The organism is Methylorubrum sp. Q1 (assembly GCF_004683995.1).
Lineage (GTDB): Bacteria > Pseudomonadota > Alphaproteobacteria > Rhizobiales > Beijerinckiaceae > Methylobacterium.
This window is the reverse complement of record NZ_SRHQ01000021.1, coordinates 92,476-110,369: the sequence shown is the minus strand read 5'-3', so window position 1 is coordinate 110,369 and position 17,894 is coordinate 92,476. Positions and strand designations below refer to the sequence as shown.

The following is a 17,894-nucleotide window of genomic DNA, read 5'->3' as shown; positions in this document are numbered from 1 at the left end:
CTTCAAGCCGTATGGCTGGCAGTGGGCTGGATGGTGATGGCGGCACTGGCCGCGCGGCGGCTCGGGTTGATGGTCGGGCGTCTGATCTGGAGACCTACTCCGACACCGCAAACAGCCCTGTAACGCCTGAGACCTCGTGCATCACTGACCCCAGAGAGGTGCTTTCTGGGAGACCGGTTCAACGTTTGAACGTCTGGCAACGTTCAGTACCCCTTCCGCCCACCATTCGCTTGCGCGATTCCCGATCCATGCTCTGCTCGATCCTTGCAGGACGATCAGCGCGAGGGTTTGGGGTGGCGGGGGTCTACAAGCGTGGCCGGAAGGGTGCGGAGACCTACTGGATCAGGTTCCAGTGGCATGGCCGGGAGATCAGGAAGAGCGCACGGACATCCTCGAAGACGGTCGCCCAGCAGTACCTTGCCCAGGTCCTTGAAGAGCATCGGCGGCTCGATCGCGGGGGCCGTCCGAGACGCTCCTATCAGGAAGCGTTGGAACGGTTCTGCGTCGAGGTCATGCCCACTCTGAAGGCGGCCACCCAGCGGCGCTACGGGACGAGTTTCCGGCAACTCGACGCCGTCTTCGGGCCGCTGCTGCTCGACGAGATCAACAAGACCCGCATCAGTGAGTTCGTGACCACACGCCGTAGAGGTGGCGCCACCGGGGCCACGATCCGGCGCGACCTCGCGACCTTGAGCGGAGTGTGCTCCTGCGCCGTGGCCTGGGACTACATCGACAGCAACCCGGTCAAGGCGTTCGACAAGCATCACCTCAAGGAGGCGCCTCCCCGTACCTCGTACCCGAGCGACGCCGACGTCAGGCGGCTCGTCGAGCGAGCGTCCCCGATGGTGGGGCGCATCGTCCTGTTCTTGGCGCAAACCGGGATGCGCCAGGAGGAGGCCGTGTCGTTGGAGTGGTCACAGGTCTCGATCCCACGTCGCGAGGTCCGTCTCGTGAAGACCAAGACATCGGCACCGCGCGTGGTGCCGTTGAGCGACGAGGCGCTCGGCACACTTCTCGGCACACCCCGGCATCCGACCAGCACCTACGTGTTCTGGAACGGACCCGGCCGCAGGTACACGAGCTTCTCCAGCCAGTACCGCAACCTGGCGGTCCGGGCAGGCGTGGAGTGGCGGTGCCACGATCTGCGGCACCGCTTCGCATCAGAGTTCCTCCAGCGGACGGCCGACCTTCCGGCGCTACAGGCGATTCTCGGCCACCGCACGGTGACGATGACGATGCGCTACGCCCACATGATCACCGCCCACCTGCACGAGGCCATGGCGAAGTACGGCACAAAACCCGGCACGCCAAAGGCGGTGTCGGAGGGCAATGACGAGGCCGACGATCGGTTAAGTGCTTGATTTGATTGGCGGAAGGGGTGGGATTCGAACCCACGGTGGAGTTGCCCCCACGGCGGTTTTCAAGACCGCTGCCTTAAACCACTCGGCCACCCTTCCCCATCCGCGAAGGCGCGCGATCATGCGCGCCGTGGCGTCACAGGCTTGTCTATGGCCCCCTGGGGATCAGCGTCAATGTATCGATGCGCGGATCGGGGCGGCGCGGGTGCGCATGGCGGCGGCGGAGAACCGGGCTCAGGCTGGCCGAAGGCGGGTGAGCTGGTCGAGGAGGGCACGGTCGTGGAGGAGGGCGAAGCGCTCCTTCGGCGTGAGCCAGGCCTGTGCCTCGGTCAGGGTTTCCGCCTCCACGATCTTGGCGCGGGCGAGCGTGTGGTCGGCGTCGATGGTCCCGCGCGGCCGGGGCGTGCCCTCGGGCAGCATCATTGCGTGGGCGTGGGCGAGGGGCGGGTCGGCGTGGAGCGCGGCGAGCGCGTCCGTATCGTCGAAGCCGCGGGCCTCGTTGCGGCGGGCGAGTTCGCCGGCGCGGCGGGCGATGGACGGCTGGGTCTGCTCCTCCGGCGTCACCAGCAGGCCGCGGTGCTTCAGCGCGAGCCCGAACGCCAGTTGCCCGCTCGCCCAGGAGAGCGGGATCGCCAGCACGAGGCCGAGGATCGTCGGCGACATCCACAGGAACAGGGAGGTGGCGATGGCAAAGGCCGCGACGCCGGTGACGAGGCCGAGGCCGGTGTGCCAGCGGTGGCGGCGCACGATGTCCGAGAGGGGAATCGAGCCGTCGTCGCGGCGCTGCGGGTTCCAGCCGGTGTCGCGCCCGGCCAGGATCTGGAACACCGAGCCCGACTGGACCAGCATCGCGATCGGCGCGATCAGCGCCGAGAGCAGGATCTCGATCAGGAAGGACAAGGTCAGGCGCCCGGCCCCGCCGCTGGCCCGCCGGGTCTCGCCGTCCAGAAGCGCCAGGATCAGTCCCAGAAACTTCGGGGCGAGCAGGATGCCCATGGTCAGGGCGAAGAGCTGGAGCGCGCGCACCGGGTCGAAGCGCGGCCAGACCGGATAGAGGCCGAACTCGGCGGAGAAGTATTCCGGGCGCACCCAGGCGGTCTGCAGCACGATGATGATGCCGATCACGAGCTGGGCGAGCCAGAGCGGCGAGGCGACGTAGCCGGCGATGCCCGTGGCGAAATGCTGGCGCGAGGCGGGCGCGAGGCCCGCCGCACCGATGACGCGGGCGTGCTGGAGGTTGCCCTGCGCCCAGCGCCGGTCGCGCACGGAGAGATCGATCAGCGAGGGCGGGCTCTCCTCGTAGGAGCCCTCCAGCCGCGGCAGCATGGTGACGCCCCAGCCGGCGCGGCGGATCAGTGCCGCCTCGACGAAATCGTGGCTGAGGATGTGGCCGCCGAAGGGCGGGCGGCCCTTGAGGTCCGGCAGGCCGGCGGCCTCGGCGAAGGCCTGCATCCGGATGATGGCGTTGTGGCCCCAGTAATTGCCGTCGCGGCCCGACCAGACCGAGAGGCCGGTGGCGATGACGGGGCCGTAGATGCGCGCGGCGAATTGCTGGAGCCGGGCGAACAGGGTGTTGCGGTTGATGATGAGCGGCAGGCTCTGGATGATGCCGGCCTGCGGGTCGGCCTCCATCGCGGCGGCGAGCCGCACGATGCAGTCGCCGGTGAGCAGGCTGTCGGCGTCGAGCACCAGCATGTGGTCGTAGGCGGCACCCCAGCCGGTGACGAAGTCGCCGATATTGCCGGCCTTGCGGTGATGGTTCTTGGCCCGGTGGCGGTAGTAGAGCCGGGCTTCGGGGCCGAGCTCCGCGCGCAGATCCAGGAACGCGCGCTCCTCGGCGACCCAGGCGTCGGCTTGGGTCGAATCGGAGAGCACGAACCAGTCGAAATGGCGTCCGAGGCCGGTGGCCTCGACCTCCTCGTGCATCGCCTGGAGCCCGGCGAAGACCCGGGCGCTGCCCTCGTTGTAGACCGGCATGACGATGGCGGTGCGGGTGGAAAGGCTCGCCGGACGCGGCGCCGCCTTGTCCCGCAGCAGCAGCGTCGCGAAGCCGAGGAGCGCGCCGGTGAAGGCCAGCGCGATCCAGGAGAAGTTCAGGACGAACAGCACCAGCAGCACGTACTGAAGCCAGGTCGCGCCGCCGGAGACCGAGATCACCTCGTACATCTGCCACGCGCCGTAGGCGGTGAGGGCCGCAGCCCCGCCGAACACGAACAGGCGTGCCGCCAGCGGCCCGCCGCCGCCGTCGCGGCGCGTCGCGGGCGGGGTGCGCAGATCCTGCACCGGCATCGCCAGCCTTGCGCGCGGCGGCATGGAGGCCGGGGCGGGCCGCGCCTCGGCCTGGTGCGCCACGGGGCGGTCCATTACGGTCGAGGCGCTATCGGCGGTATCGGGCATCGTGGCTCCGGCGAGGGGTCAGCAAGGGGCTGGCAAGGGGCCGGCAAAGGTCCGGGAAGAGGTCACGGCGTCCAGCGGTACAGCCACGTTTCCGTGATCTGTCGCCCTTCCGTCTTGAGGGCAAGACGCAACTCGCAGGCCCGCTCGCTGCCCGGATCGAGTTCGAAAGCGACGCGGACGGTACGGGTCTCCGGATGGGCGATCCAGCGGGTCGCACCCTCGACGATCCGGCCGGGGCCGGCGATCAGCACCGTCTCGACGGGCACGACGGCGCCCTCGGCGGCGAACAGCCCGTCGCCGGTAAAGTCGACGAGGAACAGGCGCCGGGGATTGGCGGTGCCGCGGCCGCTGCGCGTGCTCGTGACCCGCGCGAGCGGGCCGCCCTGCGGCGATGTCGGGGCTTGCTCGCGGCCCCAGTTCTGCCGGTAGGCGAGGCGGACCTCCTGGCCCGCGGGCAGGGCCGCCTTCGGCCGCCAATAGGCGATGACGTTCTCGTTGACTTCCGAATCGCTCGGGATCTCGAGGAGCGTCACGGCGCCCTCCCCCCACAGGCCCTCGGCGCCTGCCTCGGCGGCACCGGCAGGCTCGCCCGGCTCGACCCAGAGCGAGGGGCAACGCTCCCAGTGGTGGCCGTCATCCTCGAAGGTCGTGAAGGACCGGTCCCGTTGCGTCAGGCCGAAGCCCTGCGGGCGGTTGTCGAGGAAGCCCGAGATCTGGAGCGTCTCCGGGTTGCGCACCGGGCGCCAGATCGCCTCCCCGCCGCCGTTGCGGATCTGCAGCCCGCCCGCGGCGTAGACCGCGGCCCGGGCGTCGTCCGCGCCACGCCGGTCGTGCGGGCCGAACAGGAACGGTGCCTGCATGCCGCTTAAGCCCAGGTGATCGACGGCCTTGCGGGTGACCAGGGTGGCGGTGACCGACGCCGTCGAGGTCTCGCCGGGGCGCAGTTCCAGGCGCAGGGCGGCGGCGAGCGAGTCGGAATCGATCAGGGCATGGATCACCAGCGGGCCGTCGGGCGTCTTCGGGCGCTCCACGAACAGGGCGCGCCAGCGGGGGAATTCCTCGCCGCGCGGGTCGGCCGGTCGCAGCATCAGCGCGCGCCCATCGACGCCGAATTCCTGGCCCTGCCCTACCAGCCGGTAGAAGCAGGCGCCCTGGAACACCGCGAAATCCTGGTGCCGCTCGCCGAAGCGCGCGCGGATGCGCAGGCCGGAAAAGCCCGGCTCGCGACCGGACTCCGGCAGGGCCGCCGCCCCCGCCTCCGTGCCCGCGTCGTAATGCGTACGGTCGTAGACGACGGGACGGACCACGCCGTCCTCGACGAGGAACAGGGCGACCCGGTCGGTGAAGTAGAAGCCGCGCGCCAGCGGCTCGACCGCGAAACCGTGCGGCTCGCCGCCCCAGATCAGCGCCTCGGGCCGGATGCGGATCGCCTCGTAGGCTTCCCGCGACAGGTTCTTGAGCGCGTCGGGGACGTCGTTCGTGGTCTGAGCCACGAAGGGCCGGTTGCCGAGCGCCCGGGCGAGGTCGGGCACGGTGGCATCCGAGAAGGGCGCGCCCGCCGCGGGCAGGGCCGGCGGTGCGGCCTGCGCCCCCGCCCGGCCGGGCAGCAGGGCCAGGGCGGCGCCGGCCGCGGCCCCGCCGAGGAGCCGGCGGCGGTCGATCGGCGCCGGACCCGCATTGCCGGTCGAAACGCGAGTCGAAAGGTCGGTCGGATGCGTCATTCCCTCGTCGGCTCTCACGGTCATCATCTCAAAGTCATCGCGTCTCTCACGAAACGCCTGCTGCGCCGCTGGGCCCGGAGGGGAGACGATCGGAGACCGGTCGTTTCGTGAGGCACTGTTCGTCTCGGAGCGTTCTCGGGGTGAAGAACGGTCGCAGATAGGATCTCAACGCCTGAACCGGGCGTTAAGGTTGCCGGCTTTGCCTGAGACTTCGCTGCACGTCTGCAGCCATTTGCGTTTCCGGGCGATGCGCCGCGGCGAAGCAGGCACCGAGCCCGGACGAGACGAAGGCCCGTGGACCTTCCGGTGCCGGCCAGCGTAAGAGGCTTGCGATCTCGCACGCCGCGTCAGCGGTGCCCGCCGTCTCGCGTCCCGCGAGCCTCCTGTCCAGCCTATGAGACGATGATTCTGCCGATGATTGTCACGCAGATCACCCACCACGACCTCGACGGCTACGGCGCCTCGACGGTGGCCGCCGCCTTCGCGGACGTGACGCGGGTGGTGCATGTCGCCCGCTATTCCGATGTCGGCCCGGTGGTGGAGGACGAGCTGAAGCGCCTGCGCGGCGCGGCGGCTTCCGAGACGCTGCTGATGACCGATCTCGGGCTGGAGGAGCCGACCATCGCCTTCCTGCGCCGCTTCGCCGCGATGAACCGCGGCCGGGCGGAGGGCACGCATCACCGCCTCGTCGTGCTCGATCACCACGCCTCCTCGATCGATCAGCTCAAGCGCCAGAACCTGGAGACCGCGCCCGATCCGGAGCGCGCGGGGCTGCTGCGGGCGGATCTCGGCGACCCGGAGGTGTTCGTGCTCATCGACGAGGCGCATTGCGCCACGCGGATGACCCATGACCAGCGCGCCCTCTACGCGCCCGAGCCGAAGGTGCCCGGAGAGACGGCGGCGGCCGACCTCGCGGCGCTGATCGAGTCGGTCGAGGCGCTCGACCTGTGGAAGAAGGGCGAACCCGCCTTCGCCGGTGGGCTCGCCCTCGACGAGATGTTCTGGGACAGCGTCTCGACCCTGGTGCCGGCGAGCCACCCCTGGCACGACCGCTTCGTCTCCGATCTGCTGATGGCGGCGGCCGGCCTGCTGCGGGCGGGCTCCACCCCGGCGGAACTGGAGCGCCGCTCGGGCGAGTTGCGCGCCCGCCTCGTCGATGGCCTCCTTGCCGGTGAGGCCGGCGACGATCCGACCTTGACCGCGCGCCAGCGCCTCGCCCGGGCGCTCGCCCGCTCGGACGCGCTGTTCCACCGCCTGTCGGACGGCACGCTGCTCTCCTTCGGCCTCGATTCCGGCACCTTCCAGCGGGTCTCCGATCAGGTGATGGAGGCGGGCCGGGCCAAGCGGGTCGTCAACGTGCAGCGGGCGGGCACGCTCTCGTTCCGCTCCGTCGACGGCACGGCGCTCGACGGCGCCCGCGCCTTCCGCGGCGGCGGCCACCGCGACGCGGCCGGCGGCAAGCTGCCCCAGGGCAGCGCGCATTCCCGCGAGGACGCGGTCGCCCAGGTCGAGCCGGTGCTCAACCCCCCGCCCCCGGACCTGTCCGGCAGCCCGTTCGCCGCGCTCAAGAACTGGAAGGGCTGACTGCCAGCACTCAGGTACAGGGTGCCGTCTCCTACCGTTTCGGCCGATCACGTCGGCTGTGTCTGCGTGTTCCCCTCTCCCCGCCCGGCGGGGAGAGGGGGGCACCAGCCGGCCGAACCGATCAACCGAAAACGCTCTCAGATCCCCAGGTTGAACGGCAGGTCGAACAGCGTCGAGTGATCGACGTAGCTGACCCGCAGGGTGTGCTCGCGGGCGCCGTCGGGCAGGGTCTCGCCCTCGCGCAACGTGCGGATCATGTCGCGGGCGGCGCGGAAGGCCATGCCGCAATCCGGGCAGTCGCGCGTTTCCGTCCGGCCGACCGTCCGGCCGTTCCGGCATAGCTCGAAATGAAAGAGAGGCATCCGGTGCCGGTCTCCGAGCAGCGTTCGGAGACCCTCGTGCAAGCCTTGAGCCGCGATGGTGAAGACAACGCGATGTGGTGGAAATTTCGCTTGCCTGCCGGGCGATTGGGCAGGCGTTCCGTTCTGGCATGAAAAAACCCGCCGGCTTTCGCCGACGGGCTTTTGCAGGGGCCACACTCTCGCGCGCGATGGGAGCTGCCGCCTCGCCCTCGGACCGGCGGGGGAACTCGACCTGTCGCAGCGTTCAGGGAGCCACTATCCCTGCCGATCTTGGTTGGGTGGCGTGTCCTGATCCGCGTCGGCGGTGCGCGTGGGGGAGCCGGTGATGCCGTGATGTCTCATGGCCGACCTCCTTGTCTCAGGGCGGCGCCGCAGCGCCGATGACGAGAGGCTAGGACGGTTCGCGCACCGCGCGCAAGCCCCTTTCTTTCCCTTATCCGCCCTCTCGCCCGCCGCGGGCCGCGGCGGCCTGGCGCGGTCCCGTTCCTTGCGCCGGGGCGTCCTGCACCCGATCTGTCCGCAACGAGGGGAAACAGATTGTTCCGCCCCCGCGGGCGCGAAGCAAAGGTGCGTGACTGCCTGATGTCCTCTTCCCTGCCTCCCCTCTCCGTCCTCGATCTCGCCTTCATCCCGGAGGGCGCCACGCCGGGGCAGGCGCTCGCCAACAGCGTCAGCCTCGCCCGGCATGCGGAGGGGCTCGGCTACCGCCGCTTCTGGCTCGCCGAGCACCACAACATGGTCGGCATCGCCAGCGCCGCCACGGCGGTGGTGATCGGCCACGTGGCGGCGGGCACGGATCGCATCCGGGTCGGCGCGGGCGGGATCATGCTGCCCAACCACGCGCCGCTGGTGATCGCCGAGCAGTTCGGCACGCTGGAATCGCTGTATCCGGGCCGGATCGATCTCGGGCTCGGCCGGGCGCCGGGCACGGACGGTCTGACGCTGCGCGCGCTGCGCCGCGACTACGAGTCGGCGGAGCGCTTTCCCCAGGACGTGCTCGAATTGCAGGCTCTGTTCGGCCCGGTGCGGGAGGAGCAGTCGGTTCAGGCGGTGCCCGGCGCGGGGCTCAAGGTGCCGCTGTGGATCCTCGGCTCGAGCCTGTTCGGGGCGGAGCTCGCCGGCATGCTCGGCCTGCCCTACGCCTTCGCCTCGCATTTCGCGCCCGATGCGCTGCTGCCGGCACTCGCGGCCTACCGCGCCCGCTTCCAGCCGTCCGAGCAGTTGCAGCGGCCCTACGCCATGGTCGGCGTCAACGTCGTCGCGGCACAGACCGATGCGGAGGCGCGGCACCTGTTCACCACGGTGCAGCAGCAATTCACCCGGCTGGTGCGCGGCACCCGCGGCCTCCTGCCCCCGCCGATCGACGACATCGAGGCGTATTGGCGCCCGGCGGAGAAGGCGCAGGCCTCGCGGATGCTGGCGCGCGCTCTGGTGGGCTCCCGCGAGACCGTGCGCGCCGGGCTGGAGGCGCTGGTGGCCGAGACCGGCGCCGACGAGGTGATGGTGGCCTCGGCCCTCTACGACCACGAGGCGCGGCTCGCTTCCTACGCGATCCTCGCCGAGGCGCATGGCGCCCTGGCGGCGCAAGCCCTGCCCGCGCGCTCAGCGGCCTGAGCGGACGACGTCCCTCGTGGGCTTGTCGGGAGCGGGCGGCGGGGGAATCTGGGTGATGTGACGCAGGGCCGGCGGCGGCTCCGCGGCCGCGACGGGGCGTGTACCCTCCTTCTCCGTCATCCGCGCGATGAGGCTGCCGAGGGCGAATCCACCGAGGCCGAGAAGGATCGCGAGGCCGGTGCGCTTGATCATGGCCGGTATCCAGGGCCGGTGTCGTCCGAACCCGGCGGGTCTGGACGCCGTCCATCGTGGCGCGAATTCGTTGACGGATCGTGCCACCGCCCGCGCGGCGGCGCGCGGTCCCATCCCCGGTCCGCTCGATCCCGTCGGAAGGGCGGAGGGGAATTTCGCCCGAGCGCCGCGCGGGCCGGCCGACACGCTCAATGCGCGCCGCCGGTCTCGACGAACTTGAACAGGAACACGGCGGCGATCACCCACACCACCGGCTTCACCTCGCGGGCGCGGCCGGTCAGGGCCTTGAGCACCGCATAGGTGATGAAGCCGAAGGCGACGCCGTTGGCGATGGAATAGGTGAAGGGCATCAGCAGGGCGGTGACGCAGGCCGGGATCACCTCGGTGAGGTCGTCCCAATCGAGCGCGGTCAGGTCGCGCAGCATCAGGCAGGCGACGTAGAACAGGGCCGGCGCCGTGGCGTAGGCCGGCACCGAGCCGGCGAGCGGCGCGAAGAACAGGCAGGCCAGGAACAGCACGGCCACGGTCGCGGCGGTGAGCCCGGTGCGTCCGCCCTCCTCGACCCCGGCGGCGCTCTCGAGATAGGCGGTGGTGCTCGACGTGCCGAGCAGCGAGCCGGCGAAGATCGCGGCGGAATCGGCCATCAGCGCCCGGTCGAGCGCGGCCGAGCGCCCCGTCTCCGGCAGGAGCCCCGCGCGGTTGGCCACCGCCATCAGCGTGCCGGTGGCGTCGAACAGTTCGACCAGGAACAGCACGAGGATGACGTTGACGAGCCCCCCGGTCAGCGCGCCGGGGATGTCGAGGGCGAACAGCGTCGGGCTCAGCGAGGGCGGTGCCGAGACGATGCCCTGGAAGGCGTTGCCGGCAAAGACGAAGCTCAGGCCCGTCACCGTCAGGATGGTGAGGAGCAGCGCCGCCTTGATCCGCCGCGCCGAGAGCACCGCCACCATCAGGAAGCCGAGCGCGGCCAGCACGGTGCCCGGCTGGCGCAGATCACCCAGCGTCACGAAGGTGGCGGGGTTGGCGGCCACCACGCCCGCGTTCTTGAGCGCGATGATCGCCAGGAACAGGCCGATGCCGACGGTGAGCGCGATCCGCATGGAGCGCGGGATGCCCGCGACGATGATTCCGCGCAGGCCCGTCAGCGTCACGACGAGGAAGCAGAGGCCCGAGATGAACACCGCCCCGAGCGCTGCCTGCCACGTATAGCCCATGCCCTGCACGACGACGTAGGCGAAGTAGGCGTTGAGTCCCATGCCCGGCGCCAGCGCCACCGGCCAGTTGGCGACGAACGCCATCACGGCTGAGCCGAGCGCGGCGATGAGACAGGTCGCCACGAAGACGGAGCCCTTCGGCATGCCGGCATCGGCGAGGATGCTCGGGTTGACGAAGACGATGTAGGCCATGGTGAGGAAGGTGGTCAGCCCCGCCAGCAGTTCGGTGGGGATTGTGGTGCCGTGCGCGCGGAGCTTGAACAGGCGCTCCAACAGGTTCGGCGGCGCGGCGGCCGTGTCCTGCTTGGTGTCCATCGCCTCACAGCCCCTTCCCGGATGAGCGGTTCCGCACCGTCATCGCAAGGGTCCGCGAAGCAATCCAGTCACCGGCCGCGCGTCAGCGCGCCGTGCCCCGCCCGAACGCTCAGTGAATGGCCGTCATCCCGCCGCGGGCGGCCGGGCCTGACAAGGGCAGGCCGAAGCGTCCGACGCTGGGGCTGAGCCCGTTCGTGGTCCAGCGCGGATCGTGCGGACGCGGGCGCTCGGAGGGCGGAAGCTGCTGAATGAGCTGCCGGTAGCGCACCGATGCCTCGTCGTTCGGGAAAGCCTGCGCCGTCGCGGGGCCGGCAAGGCAGAGACCGCTAAGGACGAGCGCGCCGAGCATCGGAAAACGGGTCATGGAGGGGACTTAGATTCAGGCCCGAGCCCGTCGGAGGACGGTCGCAGGAACGGTGATTCCGACATGGGCACCCGGATCACGCTCCGCAATCCGGGTGCCGTGCGCGTGGGATTATCGCGAAGGGGGTCAGGTCCGGCGCTGGACCGCGCCCTCCCGCTCGTTCCAGCCGTCGAGCACCTTGTCGAGCGTCAGCGGGTAGTCGCGGATGCGCAGGCCCGTGGCGTTGTAGACGGCATTGGCGAGCGCAGCCCCGGCGCCGCAGATGCTGACCTCGCCGAGCCCCTTGCTCTTGAGCGGGTTCGCCTTGTCGTCGAGTTCGGGCAGGAACACCGCGTCGATGGCCGGCACGTCGGCGTGGGCCGGCACGTGGTACTCGGCCAGATCGTGGTTCACGAAATAGCCGTAGCGGGTGTCGGTCTCGGCCGCCTCCATGAGGGCGGCGCCGATGCCGAAGATCATGCCGCCGAGCGCCTGCGAGCGGGCGGTCTTCAGGTTGAGGATGCGCCCGCCGGTGAACACGCCGAGCATCCGCCGCAGGCGGATCTCGCCGGTGTCGGCGTCGACCCCGACCTCGGCGAAATGCGCACCGAAGGAGTGCTGGGAATACTTCTCCTTCATCGCGCCCGGCTTGATCTCGCCCTTGGCCTCGACGCCCTGCGCCCCGGCCAGGGACGTCAGGTCCTCCGAGCGGTTGCCGGCGGTGACGCGGCCGTCGGCGAAAACGGCTTCGGAACTCATGCCGGCCGATTGCACCAGGGCCTGACGGAGGTTGTCGCAGGCCACGAACAGGGCCGAGCCGGCCGAGCCCGCGCCGAACGAACCGCCCGAGCCCGCCGCCTTCGGATAGGCGGTGTCGCCGATCTCGACGCGGATGCGCTCGATCGGCAGCCCCATCATCTCGCCCGCGATCTGGGCCAGGATGGTGTAGGTGCCGGTGCCGATATCGGTCATCGCCATCCGTACGGTGAGGGTGCCGTCGGGGTTGAGCCGCACGCTCGCCTGGGAGGGCATCAGCGGGTTGAGGCGCGAGGCCGCGGCCATGCCCATGCCGACGAGCCACTGCCCGTCGCGGGTGGCGCCGACAGCGCCGCGCTTGTCCCAGCCGAAACGCTGGGCACCCTCGCGCATGCAGGCGACGAGCTGGCGGGTGGAGAAGGGCACCTTCTTCTCCGGGTCCTGCTCGGGTTCGTTGCGGATGCGCAGCTCGATCGGGTCGATCTTCAGCTGCTCGGCCAACTCGTCCATGGCGCATTCGAAAGCGAGCTGGCCGACCGCCTCGCCCGGCGCCCGCATGGCGGAGGCGATGGGCACGTTGAGGTTGGCGAGCCGGTGCCGGGTCAGGCGGTTCTGCGCCGCGTAGAGCGAGCGGGTGACGACGGCGGAGGTCTCGTAGAAGACGTCGCCCGGCGCGGTCGCCGACCAGGATTCGTGGGCGATCGCGGTCAGCCGCCCGTTCTCGTCGGCACCGAGCCGAATGCGCTGGATCGTGTCCGTGCGGTGCGTCGCGACGTGGAATTCCTGCTGGCGGGTCAGGGCCACCTTCACCGGGCGCTTGAGGCTCTTGGAGGCCAGCGCGGCGAGCGTCGCCTCGGGCTGCGGCTGGAGCTTCGAGCCGAAGCCGCCGCCGATATAGTGCGAGACGAGCCGCACGTTCTCGGGCTTGAGCTTCAAGACCGAGGCCAGCGAGGCCTGGCCACGGTTGAGCATCTGGTTGGCGGTGTAGAGCGTCACCCGCTCGCCGTCCGGCCCCGCCTCCCATGAGGCGATGGTGGCGTGCGGCTCCATCTGCGCGTGGATCTGCACCGGGGTGGTGTATTCCACGTCGAGCTTCACCGGGGCGCCGGCGAAGGCGCCGTCGAAATCGCCGAGCTTGGAATCGGGCGGCGTCTGCGCCGGCTTCGGTTCGATCGCCGCGGGCCGTGCCGCCTTCAGCGAGGCTTCCGGCTTCTCGACATCGTACTCGGCCCGCACGAGGGCGGCCGCCGCGCGGGCCTGCTCGAAGCTCTGCGCGACGACGAAGGCGATGGGCTGGCCGTGGAAGCGGATCTCGGTGCCCTGCAATTGCGGGTAGACCTGCTCCTTCTTCTCGCCCTGCTCCGGCACGTTCTCGTGGGTCATCACGAGCAGCACGCCCGGCGCGCGCTTGGCCGCGGAGACGTCGAGGCTGCGGATGCGGCCCTTGGCGATGCCGGCTTCGACGAGGAAGCCGTAGGCGGGGTTCTTCAGGTCACGGGTCTCGTAGGCGTAGGGCGCCGCGCCCGTGACCTTGAGGCGCCCGTCGATGCGGTCGATGGGACGGCCGACGAGCCCGTCCGGCTTGCCGTCGAGGGGCGTCGCGCCGATCGGCTGGTTCATATCCATGGAGCGAGAATCCTCAGGCGCGCAGGGCTTCGGCGACGGTGGCGCGGAGCGTCCGGCGGGTGAGCGGGATCTTGAAGTCGTTGGAGCCCTGGCCGCGGGCGCCGTCCAGCACCCGCTCAGAAGCGGCATCGGCCGAGCCGGTCTCGACCAAGGCGGCCTCCGCCGCCGCGACCCGCCAGGGCTTGTGCGCCAGCCCACCGAAGGCGAGCTTGGCCAGCTTCGGCTTGTCGCCCTCGCCCTTCGCGATGATCGCGGCGACCGAGACCGTGGCGAAGGCATAAGAAGCCCGATCGCGGACCTTGCGATAGAGGTGCACGCCCTCGACCGGCTTGGGGAGCGTCACGGCGGTGATGAGTTCGCCGGCCTTCAGGTCGGTCTCGATCTGCGGCGTGTCGCCGGGCAGGCGGTGGAAGTCTGCCATGGCGATGCTGCGCCGCGCGCCCTGCGGATCGACCGTCTCGACGGTGGCGTCGAGGACGCGCATCGCCACGTTCATGTCGGAGGGGTTGGTGGCGATGCAGGCGTCGCTCGCCCCCAGCACCGCCATGATCCGGTTGAACCCGCCGATGGCCGCGCAGCCCGAGCCCGGCTCGCGCTTGTTGCAGGGCTTGGTCGTGTCGTAGAAATAGTAGCAACGGGTCCGCTGGAGCAGGTTGCCGGCGGTCGTCGCCTTGTTGCGCAACTGGCCCGAGGCGCCCGCGAGCAGGGCTTTGCCCAGCACCGCGTAATCCTTGCGCACCCGCGGATGCGCGGCGAGATCGGAATTGCGCACCAGCGCGCCGATGCGCAGGCCGCCGTCGTCGGTATCGGTCACCTCGGCGAGCGGCAGGCGGTTGACGTCGATCAGGGTGGCGGGCGTCTCGATCTGAAGCTTCATCAGGTCGAGCAGGTTGGTGCCGCCGGCGATGAAGCGGGCGCCGGGCCGCTCGGCGGCAAGGCGCGCGGCGTCCTGAACCGTGGCGGGACGCTCATAGGCGAAAGCCTTCATGGGGTTCGCCTCCTCAGATCTTGGTGCTGGCGTCGCGGATCGCCGCGACGATGTTGGGATAGGCCGAGCAGCGGCAGATGTTGCCGCTCATCCGCTCGCGGATCTCTTCGTCCGTGAGCGAGGCCTTCTGCGTCAGGTCGCCCGTCACGTGGCTCGGCCAGCCGGCCTCGAGCTCGGAGAGCATGCCCTTGGCCGAGCAGATCTGGCCCGGCGTGCAGTAGCCGCACTGGTAGCCGTCATGGTGCAGGAAGGCGGCCTGAAGCGGGTGCAGGCTGTCCCCATCCGCCAACCCCTCGATCGTGGTGACGCTGTCGCCCTCGTGCATCACGGCGAGGGAGAGGCAGGAATTGATGCGCCGGCCGTTCACCAGCACCGTGCAGGCGCCGCACTGGCCGTGGTCGCAGCCCTTCTTCGAGCCGTTGAGGTCGAGATGCTCGCGCAGCGCGTCGAGCAGGGTCGTGCGGGTGTCGAGGGTGAGATTATGCCGGGTGCCGTTGATCTCCAGCGAGACCGGCATGGTCTGCGGCTGCGGATCGACCGCCACCGGGGCGGCCTCCGCCCGGCCGCGCAGGGAAGCCCCCAGTGTCGCCAGCGCGGCGCAGCTTCCCATCACCGTGCGGCGCGATGGATCGAAGCGCCGGTCTCTCGTCGAATGGTCCGTCATCAGGCCTGCCGTCCCGCGCATCCGGACCGGCCGCTTGTGGCGGCCAGTCTGGAATGGATCGAAATCTGACAGGCGGAACGCGACAGCGCTCAAGTTGATCCGATCTAGCGCCGCGCCCCTATGGCGCAGGCTCGCTATCGGAGCGCGTCGAGCCGCTCGATGAAGCGCGGCTTGCGGGCGTGGCGCTCGCGGATCCCGGCGATGCGCTTACGGAACGCATCCGAGGTGCCGGCGTCCTCGGCGATGCTCTTCAGGTCGCCGAGGAGTTGGGCCGCCCGGTCGTAGCCGGAGGCGTTGCGCCGTTCCGCCTCGTCCTCGACCTCCTGCCATGCCCGCTCGCCCCACTCCATCACCGCGGCGACGCGGGCCCGGCGGGCCTTCTCGGCCTCCTTCGCCTGACGCTGCCGCTCGGCCTCGCGCCGTTCGGCCTCCGCCTTCGCCCGCGCCGCGCGGATCGCCGCCGCCCGCGCCCGCAGCGTTCCCAGCGTGCGCCGGGGGCCGTCTTCGTCGGCCGGGACGCGGGCGAGGCGGCGCAGTTCCGTGCCGACCAGCCCGTCACCGTCCAGAACCCGCAGGAGCAGCGCGGTCTTCTCGGCCTCCGGTAGGGCCTCGACCGCCGCCCGCGCGGCCTTCGGTGCGGCGTCGGAAGCGGCCGGCTTCCGCTCGGCCGCGGCCGCGACGAGATCCGCGTCGATCCCGAAGAACTGCGCGAAGGCGGCGAGCGCCCCGGTCAGTGGGCGAAGGCCGGGCAGCGGCTCGGGCGTGTCGTCGGTGAGCGCGCCCGCTTCCGCCGCCATCAGCCAGACGAGGTAGAGCATCCGCAGGTCGCCCGCGAGGAGGTCGGCCCGCAGGGGCGCCAACTCGCCGAGCCGGCCGCTGCCGTCGTCGAGCCATTCGTCGTCGGGCTCTTCGGGATCGTGCGTGATGTCGAGGATCAGGGTGTCGCCAGAGGCGTGCAGCGTGGCGCCGTCGTACGCGCCGACGAAGCGCGCCAGCGTGGCCCGGTCGATCAGCCGCTTGGGCAGGCGCAGCATCAGCCGGCGGGTGCCCCAGTTCGCGAGGTAGAGGTGGACGTCGAACCAGCGGTCCATGAACGCCTTGGGATCGCCCTTGAGGTCGCCCCACTCGTAATGGTTCTCGAAGGTCGTGGCGGTGATCTCGGCTCGCGTCGAGATCGCGCGAAGGGCCGCCCGGTCGCCCTTCGAGAGCGGCCGGTCCACCGCCTGGAAGGCGTAGTACTGGTATTCGCTCACCGCTCCGCCTCCGTGCTCTTCAGCAATGGGGGAACAGGACGCCATCGGTTTCGAGAATGTGCAAGGCTTCCGCCAGGGTCTTACCCTCGTGGAGCGGCCACCACTGCCCGGTGTGGCGCGCCATGGTTCCGGCTCCGTCCGTCGTCCGGCCCCGAGGATCGAACGAGCGGACGGGGCGTGCAAGCTGCCCGCCGCGGTTCTCAGCTCCAGGCGTGGAGCGGCGGGTTCACCCCGTTCAGCGCGTGGTTGCCGATGATCGCGTATTTCCAGCGCACGGGATCGTGAAGCGTGTGGGTGCGGGCGTTGCGCCAGTGGCGGTCGAGGTTGTGCTCGGCCAGCGTCGAGCGGGTGCCGGAGAGTTCGAACAGGGTGTTGGCGGCGGCGAGCGCGGTCTCGGTGGTCAGCACCTTGGCCTCGGCGACCGCGATCTGGGCCGCGGCCACGCTCTCGGCCGTCGGGTTTGCCAGCGCGGCGTCGATGGCCAGCCCCGCCCGGTCGAGCAGGGCTTCGGCCGCGTGCTGGCGGATCGTCAGGTCGCCGATGCTGCGGATGGTGTAGGGGTCGTCGGAGGCCCGCTCCCCACCGCTGTCGATCCAGGGGCGCGCCTTCTCGCGCACGAAGTCGATGGTGTCGTCGAGCGCCTCGCGGCCGATCCCGGCATCGACGGCGGCCTGGATGATCTGGAAGATGGCGCCATCGGCCCGCGGTGCTTCATAGGCGCGGTAGCCCGGCACGAGGTGGCTTTTTTCCACCCGCACATCCTCGATGATGACGGTGCCGCTGGCCGTGCCCCGCTGGCCGAAGGCCGACCAGTCGTCGATCACGGTGAGGCCTGGCGCATCGCGCTCGGCGATGGCGTACCAGGCGCGGCCCTCCGCATCGAGGGCGACGATCGGCACGAGATGAGCGAGGAGCGCGCCCGACGAGTAGAACTTCTGGCCGCGCACGATGACGTGGTCGCCGTGATCGGTGAAGCGGGTCTCGAACTCGGCGGCCCGTTTGGTGCCGCGCTCGGAGAAGGCGTTGCCGAAGCGGGTGCCCTTCAGGACTTGCCCGAAGAGAAGCGCCTGCTGCTCCGGATCGGAGACCGTGCGGACCGCCGCGACGATGCCGAGATGGTTCTGCGCGATCTGCGCGATGGAGGGGTCGGCGGCGGCGATGATCGCGATCACCTGCGCCAGCGTCTTGTAGGAGACCTCTGGCCCGCCATAGGCCCGCGGCACGTTGATCGACCACAGGCCGCTCTGGGAGAAGGCGTCGAGCTCGGCGAGCGGGCGGGCGTTGGTGCGGTCGCGCTCCGAAGCGCCCTCGCGGAATTCTTTCGCCAGTTCGTGGGCGATGCGGATCGCCTCGGCGTCGTCGCGGATGACATGGGCCGGGGTCGCGGGGCGGGCAGGCCCCGGCACGCCCTGCGGCCGGCTGCCGGCCTCGGCAGTGGTGGGATTGACGGCGATGGTCATGGAGCGGTCTCCGTCGGTTGAGGGAAGTGGGAGGTGATCGGAAGAGC

At 70.6% G+C, this 17,894-nt stretch carries 14 protein-coding genes and 1 tRNA gene; 3 read left to right on the top strand and 12 right to left on the bottom strand.

The window, feature by feature from the left end; genetic code table 11:
* Nucleotides 1-293: 293 nt before the first annotated feature.
* A complete protein-coding gene (locus tag E4V01_RS19225; protein ID WP_193763236.1) occupies nucleotides 294-1,361 on the top strand; it encodes a site-specific integrase in 1,068 nt (355 codons plus the stop codon).
* Nucleotides 1,362-1,367: 6 nt separating this feature from the next.
* Here the strand turns inward: E4V01_RS19225 and E4V01_RS19220 are convergent.
* The 3 genes from E4V01_RS19220 to E4V01_RS19210 all read right to left on the bottom strand — a co-directional run bounded on the left by E4V01_RS19220 (nucleotide 1,368) and on the right by E4V01_RS19210 (nucleotide 5,476).
* Nucleotides 1,368-1,457 (bottom strand) — tRNA-Ser (locus E4V01_RS19220).
* A 135-nt stretch (nucleotides 1,458-1,592) separates the two neighbouring features.
* Nucleotides 1,593-3,755, bottom strand: a complete 2,163-nt coding sequence (gene mdoH, locus E4V01_RS19215; protein ID WP_135299425.1) for a glucans biosynthesis glucosyltransferase MdoH — start codon at nucleotides 3,753-3,755, stop codon at nucleotides 1,593-1,595.
* A 62-nt stretch (nucleotides 3,756-3,817) separates the two neighbouring features.
* Complete coding sequence (locus E4V01_RS19210; RefSeq protein WP_135299434.1) at nucleotides 3,818-5,476, bottom strand: glucan biosynthesis protein D; 1,659 nt, start codon at nucleotides 5,474-5,476, stop codon at nucleotides 3,818-3,820.
* Nucleotides 5,477-5,890: 414 nt separating this feature from the next.
* Between E4V01_RS19210 and E4V01_RS19205 the strand changes: the two genes are divergently transcribed.
* Nucleotides 5,891-7,060 (top strand): hypothetical protein, encoded by a 1,170-nt coding sequence (locus E4V01_RS19205; protein WP_060772347.1) that lies wholly within the window; start codon nucleotides 5,891-5,893, stop codon nucleotides 7,058-7,060.
* A 137-nt stretch (nucleotides 7,061-7,197) separates the two neighbouring features.
* On the opposite strand, the gene E4V01_RS19200 is transcribed toward E4V01_RS19205, so the two are convergent.
* Nucleotides 7,198-7,422 carry a hypothetical protein gene (locus E4V01_RS19200; protein ID WP_135299424.1) on the bottom strand — a complete coding sequence of 75 codons (225 nt, stop codon included), beginning with the start codon at nucleotides 7,420-7,422 and terminating at the stop codon, nucleotides 7,198-7,200.
* A 582-nt stretch (nucleotides 7,423-8,004) separates the two neighbouring features.
* On the opposite strand from E4V01_RS19200, the gene E4V01_RS19195 reads away from it, so the two are divergent.
* On the top strand, nucleotides 8,005-9,036 hold the full coding sequence (locus E4V01_RS19195; protein ID WP_135299423.1) for an LLM class flavin-dependent oxidoreductase: 1,032 nt from the start codon (nucleotides 8,005-8,007) through the stop codon (nucleotides 9,034-9,036).
* Here E4V01_RS19195 and E4V01_RS19190 read toward each other — a convergent pair.
* From E4V01_RS19190 to E4V01_RS19155, 8 genes are all read right to left on the bottom strand, one after another.
* Nucleotides 9,025-9,228, bottom strand: a complete 204-nt coding sequence (locus E4V01_RS19190) for a hypothetical protein (RefSeq protein WP_135299422.1) — start codon at nucleotides 9,226-9,228, stop codon at nucleotides 9,025-9,027. The two genes, E4V01_RS19195 and E4V01_RS19190, sit on opposite strands and share 12 nt — an antisense overlap.
* A 188-nt stretch (nucleotides 9,229-9,416) precedes the next feature.
* Nucleotides 9,417-10,757 (bottom strand): NCS2 family permease, encoded by a 1,341-nt coding sequence (locus E4V01_RS19185; RefSeq protein WP_135299421.1) that lies wholly within the window; start codon nucleotides 10,755-10,757, stop codon nucleotides 9,417-9,419.
* 109 nt (nucleotides 10,758-10,866) lie between these two features.
* Complete coding sequence (locus E4V01_RS19180; protein WP_135299420.1) at nucleotides 10,867-11,121, bottom strand: hypothetical protein; 255 nt, start codon at nucleotides 11,119-11,121, stop codon at nucleotides 10,867-10,869.
* A gap of 126 nt (nucleotides 11,122-11,247) precedes the next feature.
* On the bottom strand, nucleotides 11,248-13,482 hold the full coding sequence (locus tag E4V01_RS19175; RefSeq protein ID WP_135299419.1) for a xanthine dehydrogenase family protein molybdopterin-binding subunit: 2,235 nt from the start codon (nucleotides 13,480-13,482) through the stop codon (nucleotides 11,248-11,250).
* A gap of 13 nt (nucleotides 13,483-13,495) precedes the next feature.
* A complete protein-coding gene (locus E4V01_RS19170; protein ID WP_135299418.1) occupies nucleotides 13,496-14,470 on the bottom strand; it encodes a xanthine dehydrogenase family protein subunit M in 975 nt (324 codons plus the stop codon).
* A 13-nt stretch (nucleotides 14,471-14,483) separates the two neighbouring features.
* On the bottom strand, nucleotides 14,484-15,134 hold the full coding sequence (gene paoA, locus E4V01_RS19165; protein WP_060770972.1) for an aldehyde dehydrogenase iron-sulfur subunit PaoA: 651 nt from the start codon (nucleotides 15,132-15,134) through the stop codon (nucleotides 14,484-14,486).
* Nucleotides 15,135-15,268: 134 nt separating this feature from the next.
* Nucleotides 15,269-16,387 (bottom strand): hypothetical protein, encoded by a 1,119-nt coding sequence (locus E4V01_RS19160; protein ID WP_135299417.1) that lies wholly within the window; start codon nucleotides 16,385-16,387, stop codon nucleotides 15,269-15,271.
* Nucleotides 16,388-16,587: 200 nt separating this feature from the next.
* Entirely contained in the window at nucleotides 16,588-17,847 is a 1,260-nt protein-coding gene (locus E4V01_RS19155; RefSeq protein WP_060770969.1) for an SfnB family sulfur acquisition oxidoreductase, read from the bottom strand.
* Between the last annotated feature and the right edge of the window lie 47 nt (nucleotides 17,848-17,894).

What these genes read in the sequence shown, in the direction of transcription:
- mdoH (WP_135299425.1), bottom strand. Translation starts at nt 3,755, where the DNA reads ATGCCCGATACCGCCGATAGCGCCTCGACCGTAATGGACCGCCCCGTG.
- E4V01_RS19210 (WP_135299434.1), bottom strand. Translation starts at nt 5,476, where the DNA reads ATGACGCATCCGACCGACCTTTCGACTCGCGTTTCGACCGGCAATGCG.
- E4V01_RS19205 (WP_060772347.1), top strand. Translation starts at nt 5,891, where the DNA reads ATGATTGTCACGCAGATCACCCACCACGACCTCGACGGCTACGGCGCC.
- E4V01_RS19200 (WP_135299424.1), bottom strand. Translation starts at nt 7,422, where the DNA reads ATGCCTCTCTTTCATTTCGAGCTATGCCGGAACGGCCGGACGGTCGGC.
- E4V01_RS19195 (WP_135299423.1), top strand. Translation starts at nt 8,005, where the DNA reads ATGTCCTCTTCCCTGCCTCCCCTCTCCGTCCTCGATCTCGCCTTCATC.
- E4V01_RS19190 (WP_135299422.1), bottom strand. Translation starts at nt 9,228, where the DNA reads ATGATCAAGCGCACCGGCCTCGCGATCCTTCTCGGCCTCGGTGGATTC.
- E4V01_RS19185 (WP_135299421.1), bottom strand. Translation starts at nt 10,757, where the DNA reads ATGGACACCAAGCAGGACACGGCCGCCGCGCCGCCGAACCTGTTGGAG.
- E4V01_RS19180 (WP_135299420.1), bottom strand. Translation starts at nt 11,121, where the DNA reads ATGACCCGTTTTCCGATGCTCGGCGCGCTCGTCCTTAGCGGTCTCTGC.
- E4V01_RS19175 (WP_135299419.1), bottom strand. Translation starts at nt 13,482, where the DNA reads ATGGATATGAACCAGCCGATCGGCGCGACGCCCCTCGACGGCAAGCCG.
- E4V01_RS19170 (WP_135299418.1), bottom strand. Translation starts at nt 14,470, where the DNA reads ATGAAGGCTTTCGCCTATGAGCGTCCCGCCACGGTTCAGGACGCCGCG.
- paoA (WP_060770972.1), bottom strand. Translation starts at nt 15,134, where the DNA reads ATGACGGACCATTCGACGAGAGACCGGCGCTTCGATCCATCGCGCCGC.
- E4V01_RS19155 (WP_060770969.1), bottom strand. Translation starts at nt 17,847, where the DNA reads ATGACCATCGCCGTCAATCCCACCACTGCCGAGGCCGGCAGCCGGCCG.